Origin of the sequence: Acrocarpospora phusangensis (genome assembly GCF_016862995.1) — a bacterium.
GTDB lineage: Bacteria > Actinomycetota > Actinomycetes > Streptosporangiales > Streptosporangiaceae > Acrocarpospora > Acrocarpospora phusangensis.
The window spans coordinates 108287-122622 of the sequence record NZ_BOOA01000010.1; the positions used below are offsets into that span (position 1 = coordinate 108287).

General features: G+C 70.3%; 13 protein-coding genes. 4 read left to right on the plus strand and 9 right to left on the minus strand.

The features are described 5' to 3' along the window. Positions 1-379: 379 nt before the first annotated feature. Positions 380-1027 (plus strand): 4Fe-4S single cluster domain-containing protein, encoded by a 648-nt coding sequence (locus Aph01nite_RS08760; RefSeq protein ID WP_204040277.1) that lies wholly within the window; start codon positions 380-382, stop codon positions 1025-1027. Positions 1028-1044: 17 nt separating this feature from the next. On the opposite strand, the gene Aph01nite_RS08765 is transcribed toward Aph01nite_RS08760, so the two are convergent. The 3 genes from Aph01nite_RS08765 to Aph01nite_RS08775 are packed head-to-tail and all read right to left on the minus strand — an operon-like array spanning position 1045 to position 3847. Continuing rightward, positions 1045-1833: a hypothetical protein gene (locus Aph01nite_RS08765; protein ID WP_204040278.1), complete on the minus strand. Its 789-nt coding sequence runs from the start codon at positions 1831-1833 to the stop codon at positions 1045-1047. 4 nt (positions 1834-1837) lie between these two features. Continuing rightward, a complete protein-coding gene (locus tag Aph01nite_RS08770; protein ID WP_204040279.1) occupies positions 1838-2716 on the minus strand; it encodes a hypothetical protein in 879 nt (292 codons plus the stop codon). 42 nt (positions 2717-2758) lie between these two features. Next, complete coding sequence (locus tag Aph01nite_RS08775; protein WP_204040280.1) at positions 2759-3847, minus strand: LacI family DNA-binding transcriptional regulator; 1089 nt, start codon at positions 3845-3847, stop codon at positions 2759-2761. A 149-nt stretch (positions 3848-3996) separates the two neighbouring features. Between Aph01nite_RS08775 and Aph01nite_RS08780 the strand changes: the two genes are divergently transcribed. From Aph01nite_RS08780 to Aph01nite_RS08790, 3 genes are all read left to right on the plus strand, one after another. Continuing rightward, positions 3997-4875 (plus strand): carbohydrate ABC transporter permease, encoded by an 879-nt coding sequence (locus Aph01nite_RS08780; RefSeq protein ID WP_239161495.1) that lies wholly within the window; start codon positions 3997-3999, stop codon positions 4873-4875. Further along, positions 4872-5777: a carbohydrate ABC transporter permease gene (locus tag Aph01nite_RS08785; protein WP_204040282.1), complete on the plus strand. Its 906-nt coding sequence runs from the start codon at positions 4872-4874 to the stop codon at positions 5775-5777. The genes Aph01nite_RS08780 and Aph01nite_RS08785 overlap by 4 nt, the downstream gene beginning before the upstream one ends. A gap of 73 nt (positions 5778-5850) precedes the next feature. Next, a complete protein-coding gene (locus Aph01nite_RS08790) occupies positions 5851-7209 on the plus strand; it encodes an ABC transporter substrate-binding protein (protein WP_204040283.1) in 1359 nt (452 codons plus the stop codon). Here the strand turns inward: Aph01nite_RS08790 and Aph01nite_RS08795 are convergent. The 6 genes from Aph01nite_RS08795 to Aph01nite_RS08815 all read right to left on the minus strand — a co-directional run bounded on the left by Aph01nite_RS08795 (position 7196) and on the right by Aph01nite_RS08815 (position 14232). Further along, positions 7196-9247, minus strand: coding sequence for a beta-galactosidase (locus Aph01nite_RS08795; protein ID WP_239161496.1), 2052 nt, complete (start codon positions 9245-9247; stop codon positions 7196-7198). The two genes, Aph01nite_RS08790 and Aph01nite_RS08795, sit on opposite strands and share 14 nt — an antisense overlap. 74 nt (positions 9248-9321) lie before the next feature. After that, positions 9322-9996, minus strand: a complete 675-nt coding sequence (locus tag Aph01nite_RS41200) for a hypothetical protein (RefSeq protein ID WP_239161497.1) — start codon at positions 9994-9996, stop codon at positions 9322-9324. 2 nt (positions 9997-9998) lie between these two features. Further along, positions 9999-10895 carry a carbohydrate ABC transporter permease gene (locus Aph01nite_RS08800; RefSeq protein ID WP_204040285.1) on the minus strand — a complete coding sequence of 299 codons (897 nt, stop codon included), beginning with the start codon at positions 10893-10895 and terminating at the stop codon, positions 9999-10001. After that, a complete protein-coding gene (locus tag Aph01nite_RS08805; protein WP_204040286.1) occupies positions 10892-11818 on the minus strand; it encodes a carbohydrate ABC transporter permease in 927 nt (308 codons plus the stop codon). The genes Aph01nite_RS08800 and Aph01nite_RS08805 overlap by 4 nt, the downstream gene beginning before the upstream one ends. Before the next feature lie 76 nt (positions 11819-11894). After that, the gene (locus Aph01nite_RS08810) at positions 11895-13187 is read right to left on the minus strand and encodes an ABC transporter substrate-binding protein (RefSeq protein ID WP_204040287.1); all 1293 of its coding nucleotides are present in this window, start codon (positions 13185-13187) and stop codon (positions 11895-11897) included. A 28-nt stretch (positions 13188-13215) separates the two neighbouring features. Beyond that, positions 13216-14232, minus strand: coding sequence for a hydroxyacid dehydrogenase (locus Aph01nite_RS08815; RefSeq protein ID WP_239161498.1), 1017 nt, complete (start codon positions 14230-14232; stop codon positions 13216-13218). Between the last annotated feature and the right edge of the window lie 104 nt (positions 14233-14336).

Here is a 14336-nt window from a genome sequence, read left to right on the forward strand (position 1 = left end):
TCGACCAGGTGCTGTCCGGCCTCGGCTACCAGGTCGACGGCGGCTTCGAGACGCTCACCGCCGAAAGCGGCGAGGTCTACCTCACCCGGGGCGACTGGAGCGAGCACGCGGTCAAGGTACGGGTGGACCCGGAGGCCGGGGAGTTGCGCGCCGCCGTCGTACGGACCTCGCCGTCCGACGAGGCGGAGGAGCGACGCCGGCTGGACACCGAGCGCGCCGAACAATGGTGCGCCGCATTCGCGGCGGCCCGCGACGGACTGGCGGAGGCCGGCGTACGGACCGACCTACAATGGGTCATCCCGCCCGGCGACCAGGTCCCGGTGGAAAGCCGCAGGTCCACGGCGCCCCGCCAGCGCACACGCCGGCGGGAGCGGGAACGATGACCGCGTTGCTCCTCGCCCGGGCGCACTACCCGGTTCTGGCGCTCGGCCCCGGCGTGCGGGCCGGCATCTGGACGCAGGGCTGCACGATCGCCTGCGCGGGCTGCATGTCCCGCGACACGTGGAACGCGGATCCGGCCACCGCCACCCCGGTGCCGGCGGTGCTCGCCTGGCTGTCGTCCCTCCCCGACCCGCTGGACGGCGTGACGATCAGCGGCGGCGAGCCCTTCGAGCAGCCCGCCGCGCTCGGCGAACTGCTCGACGGCATCCTGGCCTGGCGCGGCGAGCGGCCCATCGACGTGCTCGTCTACTCCGGACGCCCGCTGTCCCGGCTGACACGTGAGCAGCGGTCACGGGACATCCTGGCCCGGTGCGACGCCGTGATCGCCGGCCCTTACGTCGAGCGCCGCAACACGGGTCTGCGCTGGCGGGGATCGTCCAACCAGAGCATCGTGACGCTCTCCCCGCTGGGCCACCGACGCTACGCCGACGCGGACAGCCCACCGGAGGCCCCGCGGTTACAGGTGTGCGTGGACGGCGACCGCGTCCACTACATCGGGATCCCCCGCCGAGGCGACCTGGAGTTGCTCGCGGACCGGCTCAGCGACGCCGGGGTGCAGAGCGACGCGACATCATGGCGGCCCTGACGTGCCCCGGGGACACGTCAGTTCGATGCGGGACAGTCCGGCGTGCCGGACGGGAGACGGATGACGCCGTTGCCGTCCACGGCACCACAGAGCATCAGGTCCGGCTCCCGGCCAGGCCACGCGCTGAGGGTGTACGGACCCTGCGCAGGAGTCCGATACGTGCCGATCTCGAAGGCCAGGCTGTAGGTGCAGCTCTGGCAGCCACCCCCGGCCACCCGCAGATTCCGATGCCAGCCGGACTGCGCATCACCCTGGAAGGAATCCCCCGGAAGCGTCACCCGAGCGCCGTCGGCAATATTCAGATCCGGAGCCGCGTACGGGATCACATCACCCGTTCGCGCCCCCCGGCAGGAAACGACGTACGGCCTGCGGCCCAGGTCCCGCTCCGAACGCAGGATCACCGTGGCGACCACCGCCTCCGGAGGCGTGTCGAGATTGCTCACCTGCAGGACGAAGGAGCCGGAACCCAGCTCCGCGCCGTCGTTGGCCACCGCCCAGGAAGCGAAGTCGTCGCAGTTCAGCAGCTGGTCGACGGGAATGCCGTCGGTGGGATCGGCGGGGAAGACGTAGGCGTTCTCCTCGCCCCTGCCCTGGTTCGTCGAGGGAATGTGGAGAGCCCGGACGAAAGGATCGGCTGCCACCTCGACGATCGGGGTGGCCAGGGGTAACGGGCTCCGTTTCTCGGCCGGAGCCCCGGTCACCCGGATGGTGTGCGGCGGGAGGGGTGGCGACTGGCGTACCAGGAAGCCGGCCGCGGCGGCGACGGCGATGACGGCGGCCGCGGTCAGGGCGCGTGATCGGTTCATCCGGTTAGTCCCGGTCCTCGCGCGGGCCGCACATCGCGTGCCTGGCGCAGAACAGCCCGGGGTCCACCCGCTTGATGTCGCCCGCGTGGTTGTCGAACGCGCTGGTGAAGGTCTTCGCCAGGCCGGTGGTCGCGAACGGTCTCTCGTGCTCCGGCGGAGCCATGACCTTCTTGACGGTGCCGCCCACGTAGAGGCTGATCTCGGCCCGCCAGAGATAGAGCTGCCTGGTCGCGTCCCCCCGCATGGAGAACTCGATCTGCTCTCCCGGCTTCAGCAGCACCCGGTTCTGCGCGAAGTAGTCCGCGCCCAGTTCCTGGTCGGGGGCTATCGCCCGGGCCCGCGAATTGAACGAGTCGAGGTCGAACCCCAGCTGCACGACCGTCTCCCCGCCCTGGGGATTCAGCCACACGGCGGTGCCGGCCGGGGGGTTCCGCTTCTCCAGGAGCTTGAAGGCGATGCCGACCACCGCGACGTCGGCGGGCATACGGTTCTCCACGATGACGCGGTTGGTCGAGCGCAGCGCCTGATAGCCGCCCTTCCCCAGTCCGTAGTCCCGGTCGACCAGCTTCTGGTGCAACGCCTCCACGTCCTTGAACTGATCACCACGCTCATAGGCCAGGATCACGTCGCGATCGGTGCTCGGGTCCTCGTAGGCGTACACGACGACCTCAGCGGCGCCGGTCAGCCGATCGACGGAGGCCAGCAGCCGGGGGGCGTAGCTGGTGACCAGGAAGGTGATCAGGGTCGTTCCGGCCAGGACCCCCACCGCCTTCGGGCCGCCCAGCCACTTCCGCCACCCCGACGGCGCCTCGTCCGCCGCAGGCCGCCGATCCGGCCGTTTTCGCTGGGCGCTCTGTCCCCGTCGCGCATTCCTCTTCGCCATCACGCCCCAGATCCGGATCAGCCCCCTGCACCAGGGCACCCATCATCGACGTTTCGGCTTACGGGCGGCAATCGTTTCCGCGACCGGCGGGGCGGTGGCCGTGCTGTCCCTGATCAGGAGTTGCGTGGGGACCAGGTCGGTGCCCGGCTGCGCCGCCTGGCCCTCGCGGATCTGGGTGAGCACCCGCTGGACGCACCGGCGGCCCACCTCGGCGAAGTCCTGGCGGACCGTCGTCAGGGGCGTCGGGAAGTACGCCGAGTCCGGGATGTCGTCGAAGCCGACGACGCTTACCTCGTCGGGGATCGCCCGGCCGCGCTCGTGGAAGGCGCGCAGCAGGCCCAGGGCCATCTGGTCGTTGGCGACGAAGACGGCCGTGCAGCCGGGTTCGTCGGCGAGGGACAGCCCGGCGGCGTACCCGGATCGGGCCGACCAGTCGCCGGTCAGCGGCTCGGGGACCGGGCGGCCGGCGGCTTCCAGCGTCGAACGCCAGGCCTGGGCGCGGCGCTGGCTGGCGAACGACGTCTCGGGGCCCGACACGTGCCAGACCGTCTCGTGGCCGAGGCCGAGCAGGTGGTGGACGGCCTGGCGGGCGCCGTCGGCCTGGTCGGTGTCGACGACGCTGTAGCGGTCGCCGGCGTCGGAGTCGACCACGACGACGTACACACCGGGCGGCAGGGTCACGGTGGCCGCGTCGAGCAGGTGGATCTCCATGATGACGATCACCGCGTCGACGGCCAGTTCGCCCATCCGGGTGAACGCGCCCAGCACGTTGTCCTGGGTGGGCACGTCGACGGGGATGAGCGTGATGGCGTAGCCCTCGGCCGCGGCGTGGGTGGCGATCGCCTCGACCGTACGGCTGTTGCCGGTGGAGGCGAGGCTGAACAGGATGACGCCGATGGTGTTGAACCGGCCGTACCGGAGGGCGCGGGCGGCGCTGTTGGGGCGGTAGCCGAGCTGGCGCATCGCGGCGAGGACCTGGTCGCGGGTCGCGGGGATGACGCTCTCGTGGCCGTTCGACACGCGGGAGACGGTCTGCGACGAGACCCCGGCGAGCTTGGCCACGTCGGCCATGGAGACGCGCTGCTTACGGCGTCGGCCTGGGATGGCCCCGCCCCGGTTCGTCGCTTCCATACCCGCCCGTTCGCCGCCCTGAACCTTGACGCCAAGTGTGACCGATGCCACGATACCGCACGGAAGTTTACGTTAACATCACCGCCCAATTCCCCAAGGTGACGCTTCGTCGCCGTCAATGTTCACGTAAACACGGAAGGAGCGAGCCGGTGGCCGTGACGAGAAGGTCATGGACGGGGTGGCGTTTCGCCGGGCCCTTCCTCGCGGTGTTCGCCCTCGTGTACGTGGCGCCGATCGCGTACTCGTTCTACCTCAGCCTGTTCCGCACCCGGCTGATCGGCGGGACCACGTTCGTCGGCTTCGACAACTACGTCCAGGCGGTGGGCGACCCGCAGTTCTGGTCCGCGTTCGGCCGGGTCGCGCTCTTCCTCGCCGTCCAGGTCCCGATCATGCTGTTCCTCGCCCTGCTCGCCGCGCTCGCCATCGACAGCGGCCGCCTTTACGGGACGGGCTTCTTCCGCATCTCCGTCTTCCTGCCGTACGCGGTGCCCGCCGCGGTCGCGGCCCTGATGTGGGGCTTCATGTACGGCGCCCAGTTCGGCCTCGTCGGCGACCTCAACGACGCCTTCGGCCTCTCCCTGCCCGACCCGCTGTCGGCCGAGCTCGTCCTGCTCTCCATCGGCAACATCGTGACCTGGGAGTTCGTCGGCTACAACATGCTGATCCTCTACTCCGCGCTGCGCGTGGTGAACCCGTCCCTGTACGAGGCGGCGCAGATCGACGGCGCGGGCCAGCTCCGCATCGTCTGGGCGATCAAACTCCCGGCCCTGCGCGGCGCGCTGCTGGTGGCCACGATCTTCTCCATCATCGGCAGCTTCCACCTGTTCAACGAGCCCGCCATCCTGCGCAACCTGGCCCCGAACGCCATCACCACGTACTTCACGCCGAACCTGTACGCCTACTGGCTGTCCTTCGCCGGCCAGCGTTTCGACTACTCGGCCGCCATCGCGATCGTCATGGGCGTGATCACGATGGTCGTCGCGTACGCGGTGCAGTTGCGCGGCATGCGGAGAGGGGCCCTGTCATGACGTCCAAGCCGCTGGTCATCCGGCATGCCCGGCACGTCCGGCACGCGCGCCGCCATCCGGTCCGCCGCCGCAGCGCCACGCTCACCGCGCTGACCGGGATCATGCTGGTCTACTCGCTGCTCCCGCTGGCCTGGCTGCTGGTCAACGCCACGAAGACGCAGGAAGGGCTGCTCGGGTCGAACGGCCTCTGGTTCGCCGGCGAGTTCGCCCTGTTCGACAACGTCGCCGCCACCCTCACGTACGACGGCGGGATCTTCACCCGCTGGCTGCTCAACACCGTCCTGTACGTCGTGCTCGGCGCCGGCGGGGCGACCCTGCTGGCCACCGTCGCCGGGTACGGCCTCGCCAAGTTCGACTTCCCCGGCAAGAAGGCGGTGTTCGCCGTCGTCATCGGCGCGGTCGCGGTGCCCGGCACGGCGCTCGCGGTGCCGACGTTCCTGATGTTCTCCCGCATGGGCCTGACGGACACGCCGTGGGCGATCATCGTCCCGTCGCTGGTCTCGCCGTTCGGGCTCTATCTCATGTGGACGTACGCGGCCGGCGCCGTCCCCGACGAGATCCTCGAGTCGGCGCGGGTGGACGGATCGCGGGAGTTCCACACGTTCGTCCGCATCGGCCTGCCCCTGCTGGCTCCCGGCATCGTCACGGTCCTGCTCTTCACGGTCGTCGCGACCTGGAACAACTACTTCCTGCCGCTGATCATGCTGAAGGACCCCGACTGGTATCCGCTCACGCTCGGCCTGGCCGGCTGGAACGCGCAGGCCGTCACGGCGGGCGGCGACGTGATCTTCAACCTGGTGATCACGGGTTCGCTGCTCACCATCATCCCGCTGATCGCGGCGTTCCTGCTGCTCCAGCGGTACTGGCAGTCGGGGCTGGCCGCCGGAAGCGTGAAGGGGTGACCGGCGCCGAACCCCACCCCGAACCCCACCCCGAACCCCACCGTCTCCCCGATCCACCGACGAAGGGACGACCATGACGACCAATCGCCGACACACTCTCCTGCTGGGCGCCGTCGCGCTGTCGATGTCCCTGCTGGCCGCCGCGTGCGGTGCCGATCCCGGCGGTTCCGATCCCGGCGGCGGAAGCGCCGCCCCGGCGAGCACCGCCGCCGCGAACGAGGTGCAGGCCGCCCTCGACGCGGGCGGCACCCTCAAGGTCTGGGCGTGGGAGCCCACGCTGAAGCAGGTGGTCGCCGGCTTCCAGGCCAAGTACCCGAAGGTCACCGTGGACCTCGTCAACGCCGGCACCGGCAACGACCAGTACACCGCGCTGCAGAACGCGATCAAGGCCGGGTCGGGCGTGCCCGACGTCGCGCAGATCGAGTACTACGCGCTGCCGCAGTTCTCCCTCGCCAAGTCGGTCACCGACCTGCGGGCGTTCGGCGCGGACCAGTTGCAGGGCACGTTCACGCCCGGCCCGTGGGCCTCCGTGCACTCCGGCGCGGGCGTGTACGGCCTGCCCATGGACTCGGGCCCGATGGCGCTGTTCTACAACAAGGACGTCTTCGACAAGCACGGCATCGAGGTGCCCGCGACCTGGGACGACTTCGTGGCCGCCGCGGAGAAGCTGCACGCCGCCGACCCGAAGGCGTACATCACCAACGACACCGGGGACGCGGGTTTCACCACGAGCCTGATCTGGCAGGCGGGCGGCAGGCCGTACCAGGTGGACGGGACGAGTGTGGCGGTGAACTTCGGCGACGCGGGCACGCAGAAGTTCACCTCGACCTGGCAGAAGCTGGTCAGCGGCAAGCTCGTCGCGCCGATCGGCTCGTGGAGCGACGCCTGGTACAAGGGGCTGAGCGACGGCACCATCGCCTCGCTCGTGATCGGCGCGTGGATGCCCGCCAACCTGGAGAGCGGCGTCAAGGCCGGCGCGGGCAAGTGGCGGGTCGCGCCGATGCCGCAGTGGGAGAGCGGCGGGAAGGCGACCTCGGAGAACGGCGGCAGCTCGCTGGCCGTCCCGGAGGCCGCCGCCAACAAGGCCCTCGCCTACGCCTTCCTGAAGTACGCCGCCGTCGAGGAGGGCGTGCAGGCCCGCGTGGACGGCGGCGCGTTCCCCGCCACGACCGCGCAGCTGTCCTCCCCCGCGTTCCAGGACAAGGAGTTCCCCTACTTCGGCGGGCAGCAGGTCAACAAGGTGCTGGCGGAGTCGGCGAACCAGGTCGCGGACGGCTGGTCGTACCTGCCGTACCAGGTGTACGCCAACAGCGTCTTCAACGACACCGTCGGCAAGGCGTACGCGGGCGGGGCGACCCTGTCGGAGGGACTGAAGTCCTGGCAGGACGCCTCCATCAAGTACGGCCAGGAGCAGGGCTTCAGCGTCCGGTGACGTGCGGCCGGCGCACCACGGCCACCTGACGGGGAGCGAGCGTCAGGCCGGCGGCCAGGGAGGGGGCTTGGAGGACCTCCCCCGTCAGGCCGCCGACCTCGACGCTCGCGCCGGTGCGGTTCAGCAGGAACCAGTACTCGGCGTCCGCGCCGGTGCGGATCGCCAGCTCGACCGCGCCGGCGGGCACGCCCGCGAGCTCGGGGCCCACCCCGCTCGTCTCCAGGAACCGCGCCAGCACGGGGGCCAGTCCCTCCGGCCCGAGCCGGGTGGAGACGTACGACGCCGAGCCGGTCCCGGCCAGGCGGGTGGTGACGGCGGGCCGCCCCGCGTGGTCGCCCGAGGTGTACGCGGCGACGACCTTGACGTCGGCGCCGGTGACGTCGATCCGGTCGGTCCACAGCGACCCGGAGACCCCGAGGTCGAGGCCGACGGTCTCGCCGTCCAGGAGGGGGCCGAACTCCTCGATGCGGATGCCGAGCAGGTCGCGCAGCGCGCCGGGGTAACCGCCGAGCCACACCTGGTCGTTCTCGTCCACGATGCCGGAGAAGTACGTGGTGACGAGGTGCCCGCCGCCGTCCACGAACCGGCGCAGCCGCTCGGCGAGTGAGGCGGGCACGACGTGCAGGACCGGGGCCACGACCAGGTCGTACTCCCCGAACGGCCCTTCGGGCCCGATGACGTCGGTGCGCACGCCCGCGTCCAGGAAGGCCGAGTACCAGTCCAGGGCCTCCTGCCGGTAGCGCAGCAGCGACGTGGGGTGGGAGTCCAGCTCGCTGGCCCACCAGGACTGCCAGTCGAAGACGATCGCCGCCCGGGCCCGGCGGCGGCGCGTGCCCGCGACGGGCGCGAGTGCTTCCAGGGTCGCGCCGAGTTCCGCCGCCGAGCGGAAGACCTCGCTGTCGGTGCCCGCGTGGGGCACCATCGCCGAGTGGTACTTCTCGGCGCCGCCCGCCGACTGCCGCCACTGGAAGAAGCAGACCGCGTCGGCGCCGTGGGCCACGTGGGTGAGGGAGTCGCGGGCCAGGTCGCCCGGCCGCTTGGCGGTGTTGACCGGCCGCCAGTTGACCGCGCTGGTGGAGTGCTCCATCAGGAACCAGGGGTCGCCGCCCGCGAGCCAGCCGGTGAGGTTGGCCGAGAACGACAGCTCGTCCCGCGCGCGCGGCCCGGTCTGCACGTAGTGGTCGTTGGAGACGAAGTCGACCTCGGCCGTCCAGGACCGGTAGTCCATGCCCTTGGTCTCCCCCATGACCATGAAGTTGGTGGTGACGGGGACTCCGGGGGTGACCTCGGCGAGCACGCGCCGCTCGGCGCGCAGGTGGTCGGCGAGGGCGTCGGAGGAGAAGCGCCGGAAGTCGAGCTGCTGGGCCGGGTTGGGGTAGGAGGCGGCCAGCCGGGGCGGCAGCACCTCCTCCCACGCGCCGTACGTCTGCGACCAGAAGGCCGTGGACCAGGCGCGGTTCAGCTCGCCGACGCCGGCGTACCGGTCGCGCAGCCAGGCGCGGAACGCCGTCGCGGCGTCGTCGGAGTAGTCGTGGACGTTGTGGCAGCCGAGCTCGTTGGAGACGTGCCAGGCGGCCAGGGCCGGGTGGGAACCGTACCGCTCGGCCATGGCGCGGACCAGCCGCAGCGCGTGCTCGCGGAAGACCGGCGAGGTGGGGCGCCAGTGCTGGCGGGCGCCGGGGCCGAGGGTGCGTCCCTCGCGGTCGACGGGGAGGATCTCCGGGTGCAGGGTGGTCAGCCACGGCGGTGGTGAGGCGGTCGCGGTGGCCAGGTCGACGGCGATGCCGTTGGCGTGCAGCAGGTCCATGACCTCGTCGAGCCAGCCGAAGGTCCACCGGTCCGGACCCGGCTGGAGCCGCGCCCACGAGAAGATCGCCAGCGAGACGATGTTCACGCCGGCGTGCCGCATGGCGCGGACGTCCTCGTCCCAGACCTCGCGGGGCCATTGCTCGGGGTTGTAGTCCGCGCCGTACCCGATCCGGCCGCGCTCCGGCTCGGAGGGCCAGCGAATCCAGCGAGAACCGCGATCAGCCGCCACCGAAGCTCCTCCGCGCGTCCAGATGTTTACGTAAACATACAGTAACGCATCGCGGAGGGGCTGGGCAGGGTCCGTCAGGAGCCGGGCAGCAGGGGCAGCACGACGTAACGGGTGGTCGCCCAGACTGCGTAGAGCAGCGGGGCGAGCCCGAGAAGCAGGCCGAGCAATGGCTTGACCAGCACGAACGTGACCGCGAGCGCCAGGACGGCCAGCGTGGGCGCCATCAGGTACCAGCGCCGCGCGACCAGGTACAGACATGGCCGGATCAGGCCGCGAACTCCGCGGGGCGACTCGGTGACCACGACGAGCACGGCCACGGCGACGGCCATGACCAGGCCGGCCGCCGTGACGAAGAACGGCACGAGCGCCGGCCCCCACGCGAAGCGCCCGGCGACCATGGCGTCCACCGCGAGCACGCTCATGGCCGCCGCGCCCGCCAGCCATACGATCACCGCCCGGCCGAAAGCCCGCCGGTAGCCGCCCCAAAAGGCGGCCAACACCGCGGTCGAGCCCTCCTCCACCAGGGCGAAGCAGCGGAACGCCCCCGCCAGCGCCGGGGCGCAGACCGCCGACAGCGCCGCGAAGAACGGCCAGGACGCGAGCGGATCCCGGACGACGGCCAGCGCGAGCAGCAACGGCGCGCACGACAGCGTGAGCAGCAGGTTGGTCACCAGCCCGGCGTACACGGTCGCGAAGACCTTCTCGTACGTCTCCTGCCGGGCCGGGCGGAGAATGCGCAGACCGGTCATGGTCACCCCTTCAGCCCGCTCGTCGCGATGCCCTGGATGAAGTAGCGCTGCCCGAACAGGAAGATCACCATGATGGGCAGCACCGACAGCACCGCCCCCGTCATGATCATCGCGTACTCGGCCTCGTACTGGCCGACGAAGGAGCGCAGGCCGAGCTGCACCGTCCACAGCTCGTTGCTGGTCAGGTATATGAACGGTCCCATGTAGTCGTTCCACGTGTTGACGAAGGTCAGCAGGGCCAGGCTCGCCAGCGCCGGTTTCGACAGCGGCAGCACGATGCGCCGGTAGATGCCGTAGTCGTTGAGCCCGTCGATTCTGGCCGCCTCGCACAGCTCGTCCGGGATGGACAGGTAGTACTGCCGCATCATGAACACGCCGAACGCGCCGAACGCCTGGAGCAGGATGATCGACCAGTACGTGTCGGTCAGCTCGGCGCGCTGCATCATGATGTACTGCGGCACCATGTACGCCTGCCAGGGCACCGCGATCGTGGCGATGTAGCCCAGGAACAGGGCGTCCCGCCCCGGGAAGCGCACCTTGGCGAAGCCGTACGCGGCGAAACTGCCGGTCAGGACCTGGAGGATCGTGATCGTGACCGACAGGAAGAGCGAGTTGCCCAGGTAGGCGGCGAGCGGGATGCGGTCCCAGATCTCCGTGAAGTTGGACCAGCGCAGCTCGTCCGGGATCCACTGGATGGGGATGGCCAGCACCTCGGTGTCGCGTTTGAGCGCGGCCGACAACATCCAGCCGAACGGCACCAGCGTCAGCGCCGTCACCGCCGCCAGCCCGGCGTAGGCCAGCACCCGCCGCAGGCGCGCGTACCCGGGGCCGGAGGGGCCAGGCCGGGCGTGCCGGGAGGGTCCCTTCGTGACCGGGGGCGCCTCGCGCAGCGTGGTCATGACGCGTTCCTCCGTTCGTTGAGGCGGAACTGGGTGACGGTCACACCGAACACGATCAGGAACAGCACCAGCGCGATCGCCGACGAGTAGCCGAACTGGCCCTCGACGATGCCCTCGCGGTAGACGAGCTGGGCCAGCACGAGCGTGCTGCGGCCAGGGCCGCCGCCGGTCATGACCACGATCAGGTCGAGCACCTTGAAGCTCTGGATGGTCAGCATGACCAGCACGAAGAAGGTGGTCGGCCGCAGCGACGGGAGGGTGATGCCCCAGAACCGCTGCCAGGCGTTGGCGCCGTCCACCTTGGCCGCCTCGTAGTACTCCTTCGGGATCGTCTGCAGTCCGGCCAGATAGAGCACCATGTAGTAGCCCATGTCCCGCCAGACGCTGGTGATGATCACCGCGGGCATCGCCCAGCCGGTGCTCGACACCCAGCGCGGCGGATCGTCCACGCCGACCGCCTCCAGCAGCAGGTTGACCGGACCCGCCGTCGGGTTGAACAGCATGTTCCACACCACGGCCACCGCCACCAGCGACGTGATGTACGGGAAGAACGCCGCCGTACGGAAGAAGTTCACGCCGCGCAGCTTCTGGTTCAGCGCCAGCGCCAGCCCCAGGGAGGCGACCAGGGTCAGCGGGATGTGGCCGCCCGCGTAGTAGAAGGTGTTGCGCAGCGCGACGTGGAAGCTCTCGTCGTCCCACAGTCGCTGGAAGTTCTCCAGCCCCACCCACTCGGGCGTGCCGTACGAGTCCCAGTCCATGAACGCCAGCGCGAAGGCGGCGACCACCGGGACGAGGGTGAACAGGGCGAAGCCCAGGAAGTTCGGGAGGATGAAGCTCGTCCCGATCAGGATGTTCCGCCAGGGCCGACGGCGGCGGGGTGCGCCCGGCGCGATCGGCGCGGGCCGCGTCGTGACAGAGGCCATGCTGATGCTGATCCTTGGTCTCGGCTGATGCCCGGTCCGGGAAGGCGGCGGGCCCGGGAGCCCGCCGCGGCGGCTCCTAGTTGAGGACCTCCTTCGTGACCCGCTCGTTCATCGAGCGGATCCCGTCGGCGATGGACTTGTCCTCGACCATGATCAGCTGGTGTTCCTCGTTGAGGATCGTGTCCACGTCGGAGGTCTTGTCGCTGACCGGCATCTCCAGCACGACCTTGTCGGGCGCGAACGCCTTCTTGGACAGCTCGTCGGACGGCATGCCGGGCAGCGCGAAGTACGCCTGCGTGATGGCCGGGTCCTGCAGCGCGGGGACGACGCCCACCTGCGCGATCGCCTCCGCGCCGGCCTTGCCCGCCGCGAACTGCACGAACTTCTTGGCCAGGTCGGCCGACTCGCTGCGCTTGTTGACCGCGAACGCCGTCGGCGAGCCGAAGGTGACGACCTCGGCGGAGCCGGGCCGCTGCGGCATCGGGGCCAGCGCCCAGTCGACGTCGCTCTCGCCCTTCTTCTTGGATTCCAGGATGCCGGAGATGTACCAGGTGCCCATCGGCATCATGGCCGTCTTGCCGGTGCCGAACATGGTGCGGTAGTCGGCCTGCTGCGCGGTCGCGGTGCCGAAGTCGAGGGCCGCCCCACTCTTCTGCAGGCCGACGGCCATCGTGTACTGGTCGGTGAAGAAGGTGTAGTCGCCGCCGAGCTGGTCACCGCCCGTCTGGGCCGCCGAGACCGCCTGGATCACCGAGCGCCACGTGTGGTGGTAGGTGCCGTAGACCTTGTCGTTGCCCTCGCCCGAGCTGAGCTGCTGGGCGTACTTCGCGTAGTCGTCCCAGGTCGGAGCCCCGTCCAGGGTGATGCCGGCCTTGGCCAGCAGTCCCTTGTTGTAGTACAGCAGCCAGAAGTCCTGCCGGTACGGCAGCGCGAAGTAGGTGTCGCCGACCTTGAAGGCGTCCAGGCCCGCCAGCTTCGCGGTGTCGGCCGAGGCGGCCACGTCGGTGATGTCGAGGAGCTGGCCGCGGCTGGAGTAGCGCGAGTAGTCGGTCACGTTCTTCATCGTGATCACGTCGGTCTTGTCGCCACCGGCCAGCATGGTGGTGACCTTCTCCGGATAGTCGTCGGCGAGGATGTCCACCGGCTTCACCGTGACCCCGGGGTTGGCCTTCTCGAACGCCTGGAACAGCGCGGTGAACTCCGGCGTCTTGGCCAGGTTCCACACGGTGACGGAGAGGGTGGTGCTCCCGCCGCCCGCGCTCGGCGCCCCCGCGCCGCCGCCGCCGCACGCGGCGACCCCCAGCGCGAGAGCGGCGGCGACCCCGATGATCTTCACATGCCCGCTGACGGAGCTGATGGCAGTGCGCATCGATCCGGTCTCCTTTCGTGAAGCCGGTTCAGGCGCTCACGGCGAACTCGTCGGCCGTCACCGCCGCGCGCGGCGGCCGGCCGGACAGGTAGCGGTCGAGTTCGTCGAGGGCGCTCTCACTCATTCGCCGGGTCTCCGATCCCAGGGAGCCCGCGATGTGGGGGGTGATCATGACGTTGGGGAGGTCGTACAGCGGAGAGTCCGCGGGTAGCGGCTCCGGGTCGGTGACGTCGAGGATCGCGTCCAGGCGTCCGCTGGCGCACTCGGCCTCCAGCGCGGCGGTGTCCAGGACGGCCCCGCGCGCGGTGTTCACGACGGTGGCGCCGTCGCGCAGCAACGCCAGTTCCGCCGCTCCGATGAGGTGGCGGGTGGCGGGCAGCGCCGGGACGTGCAGGGTGAGCACGTCGCAGCGCGAGAGCAGGTCGGGCAGCGCGACGAGCCGCCCGCCCGCGGCGCGGACCTCGGCGGCGTCGGCGTACGGGTCGGACACCAGGACGTGCACGTCGAGGCCCCGCAGCCTCTCGGTGACCCTGCGCCCGACCCGTGAGAAACCGACGACGCCGATGGTCCGGCCCCGGTTGGACAGCTCGCCGCGCCGGCCCGCGTAGGACCAGTCGGCGCGGTGCCTGCGCGCGTCCTGGGCCAGGAAGGGAGCCTTCTTGCCGGCGAAGATGATGGCGGCGAGGGTGAACTCGGCGACCGGTACGGCGTTCTCGTCCGCCGCGTTGGTCACGAGCAGCCCGCGCCGCCACACCTCGTCCGTCACGAACGAGCGCACGGTCCCGGCGCAGTGGAAGATCGCCCGCAGGCCCGGCGCCGCGTCCAGCCGCTCCTTGGTGAGCGGCGGGCAGCCCCAGGAGGTCACCAGCACCTCGACCTCGTGGAGCCGGCGCCGGACGAGCGGAGCGTCCAGGTCGGCGGCGGACAGGGGATCGGCGAGTTCGACGAGATCACGCAACCGGCGTAACTGCGGTTCCTGAAACTGCACGCCGAGGTGAGCGGGATCCATCACCAGCAGGGCCTGGGGTCGCGGGCGGTCTCGCACACCGATCCTTTCGGTAGCAAGCGCTTGTCAGTGGACCGATCATGTCCGATCATTTCAATCAGGTCAAGGGAATGTTAACGTTAATATGATCGTTATGATCAATG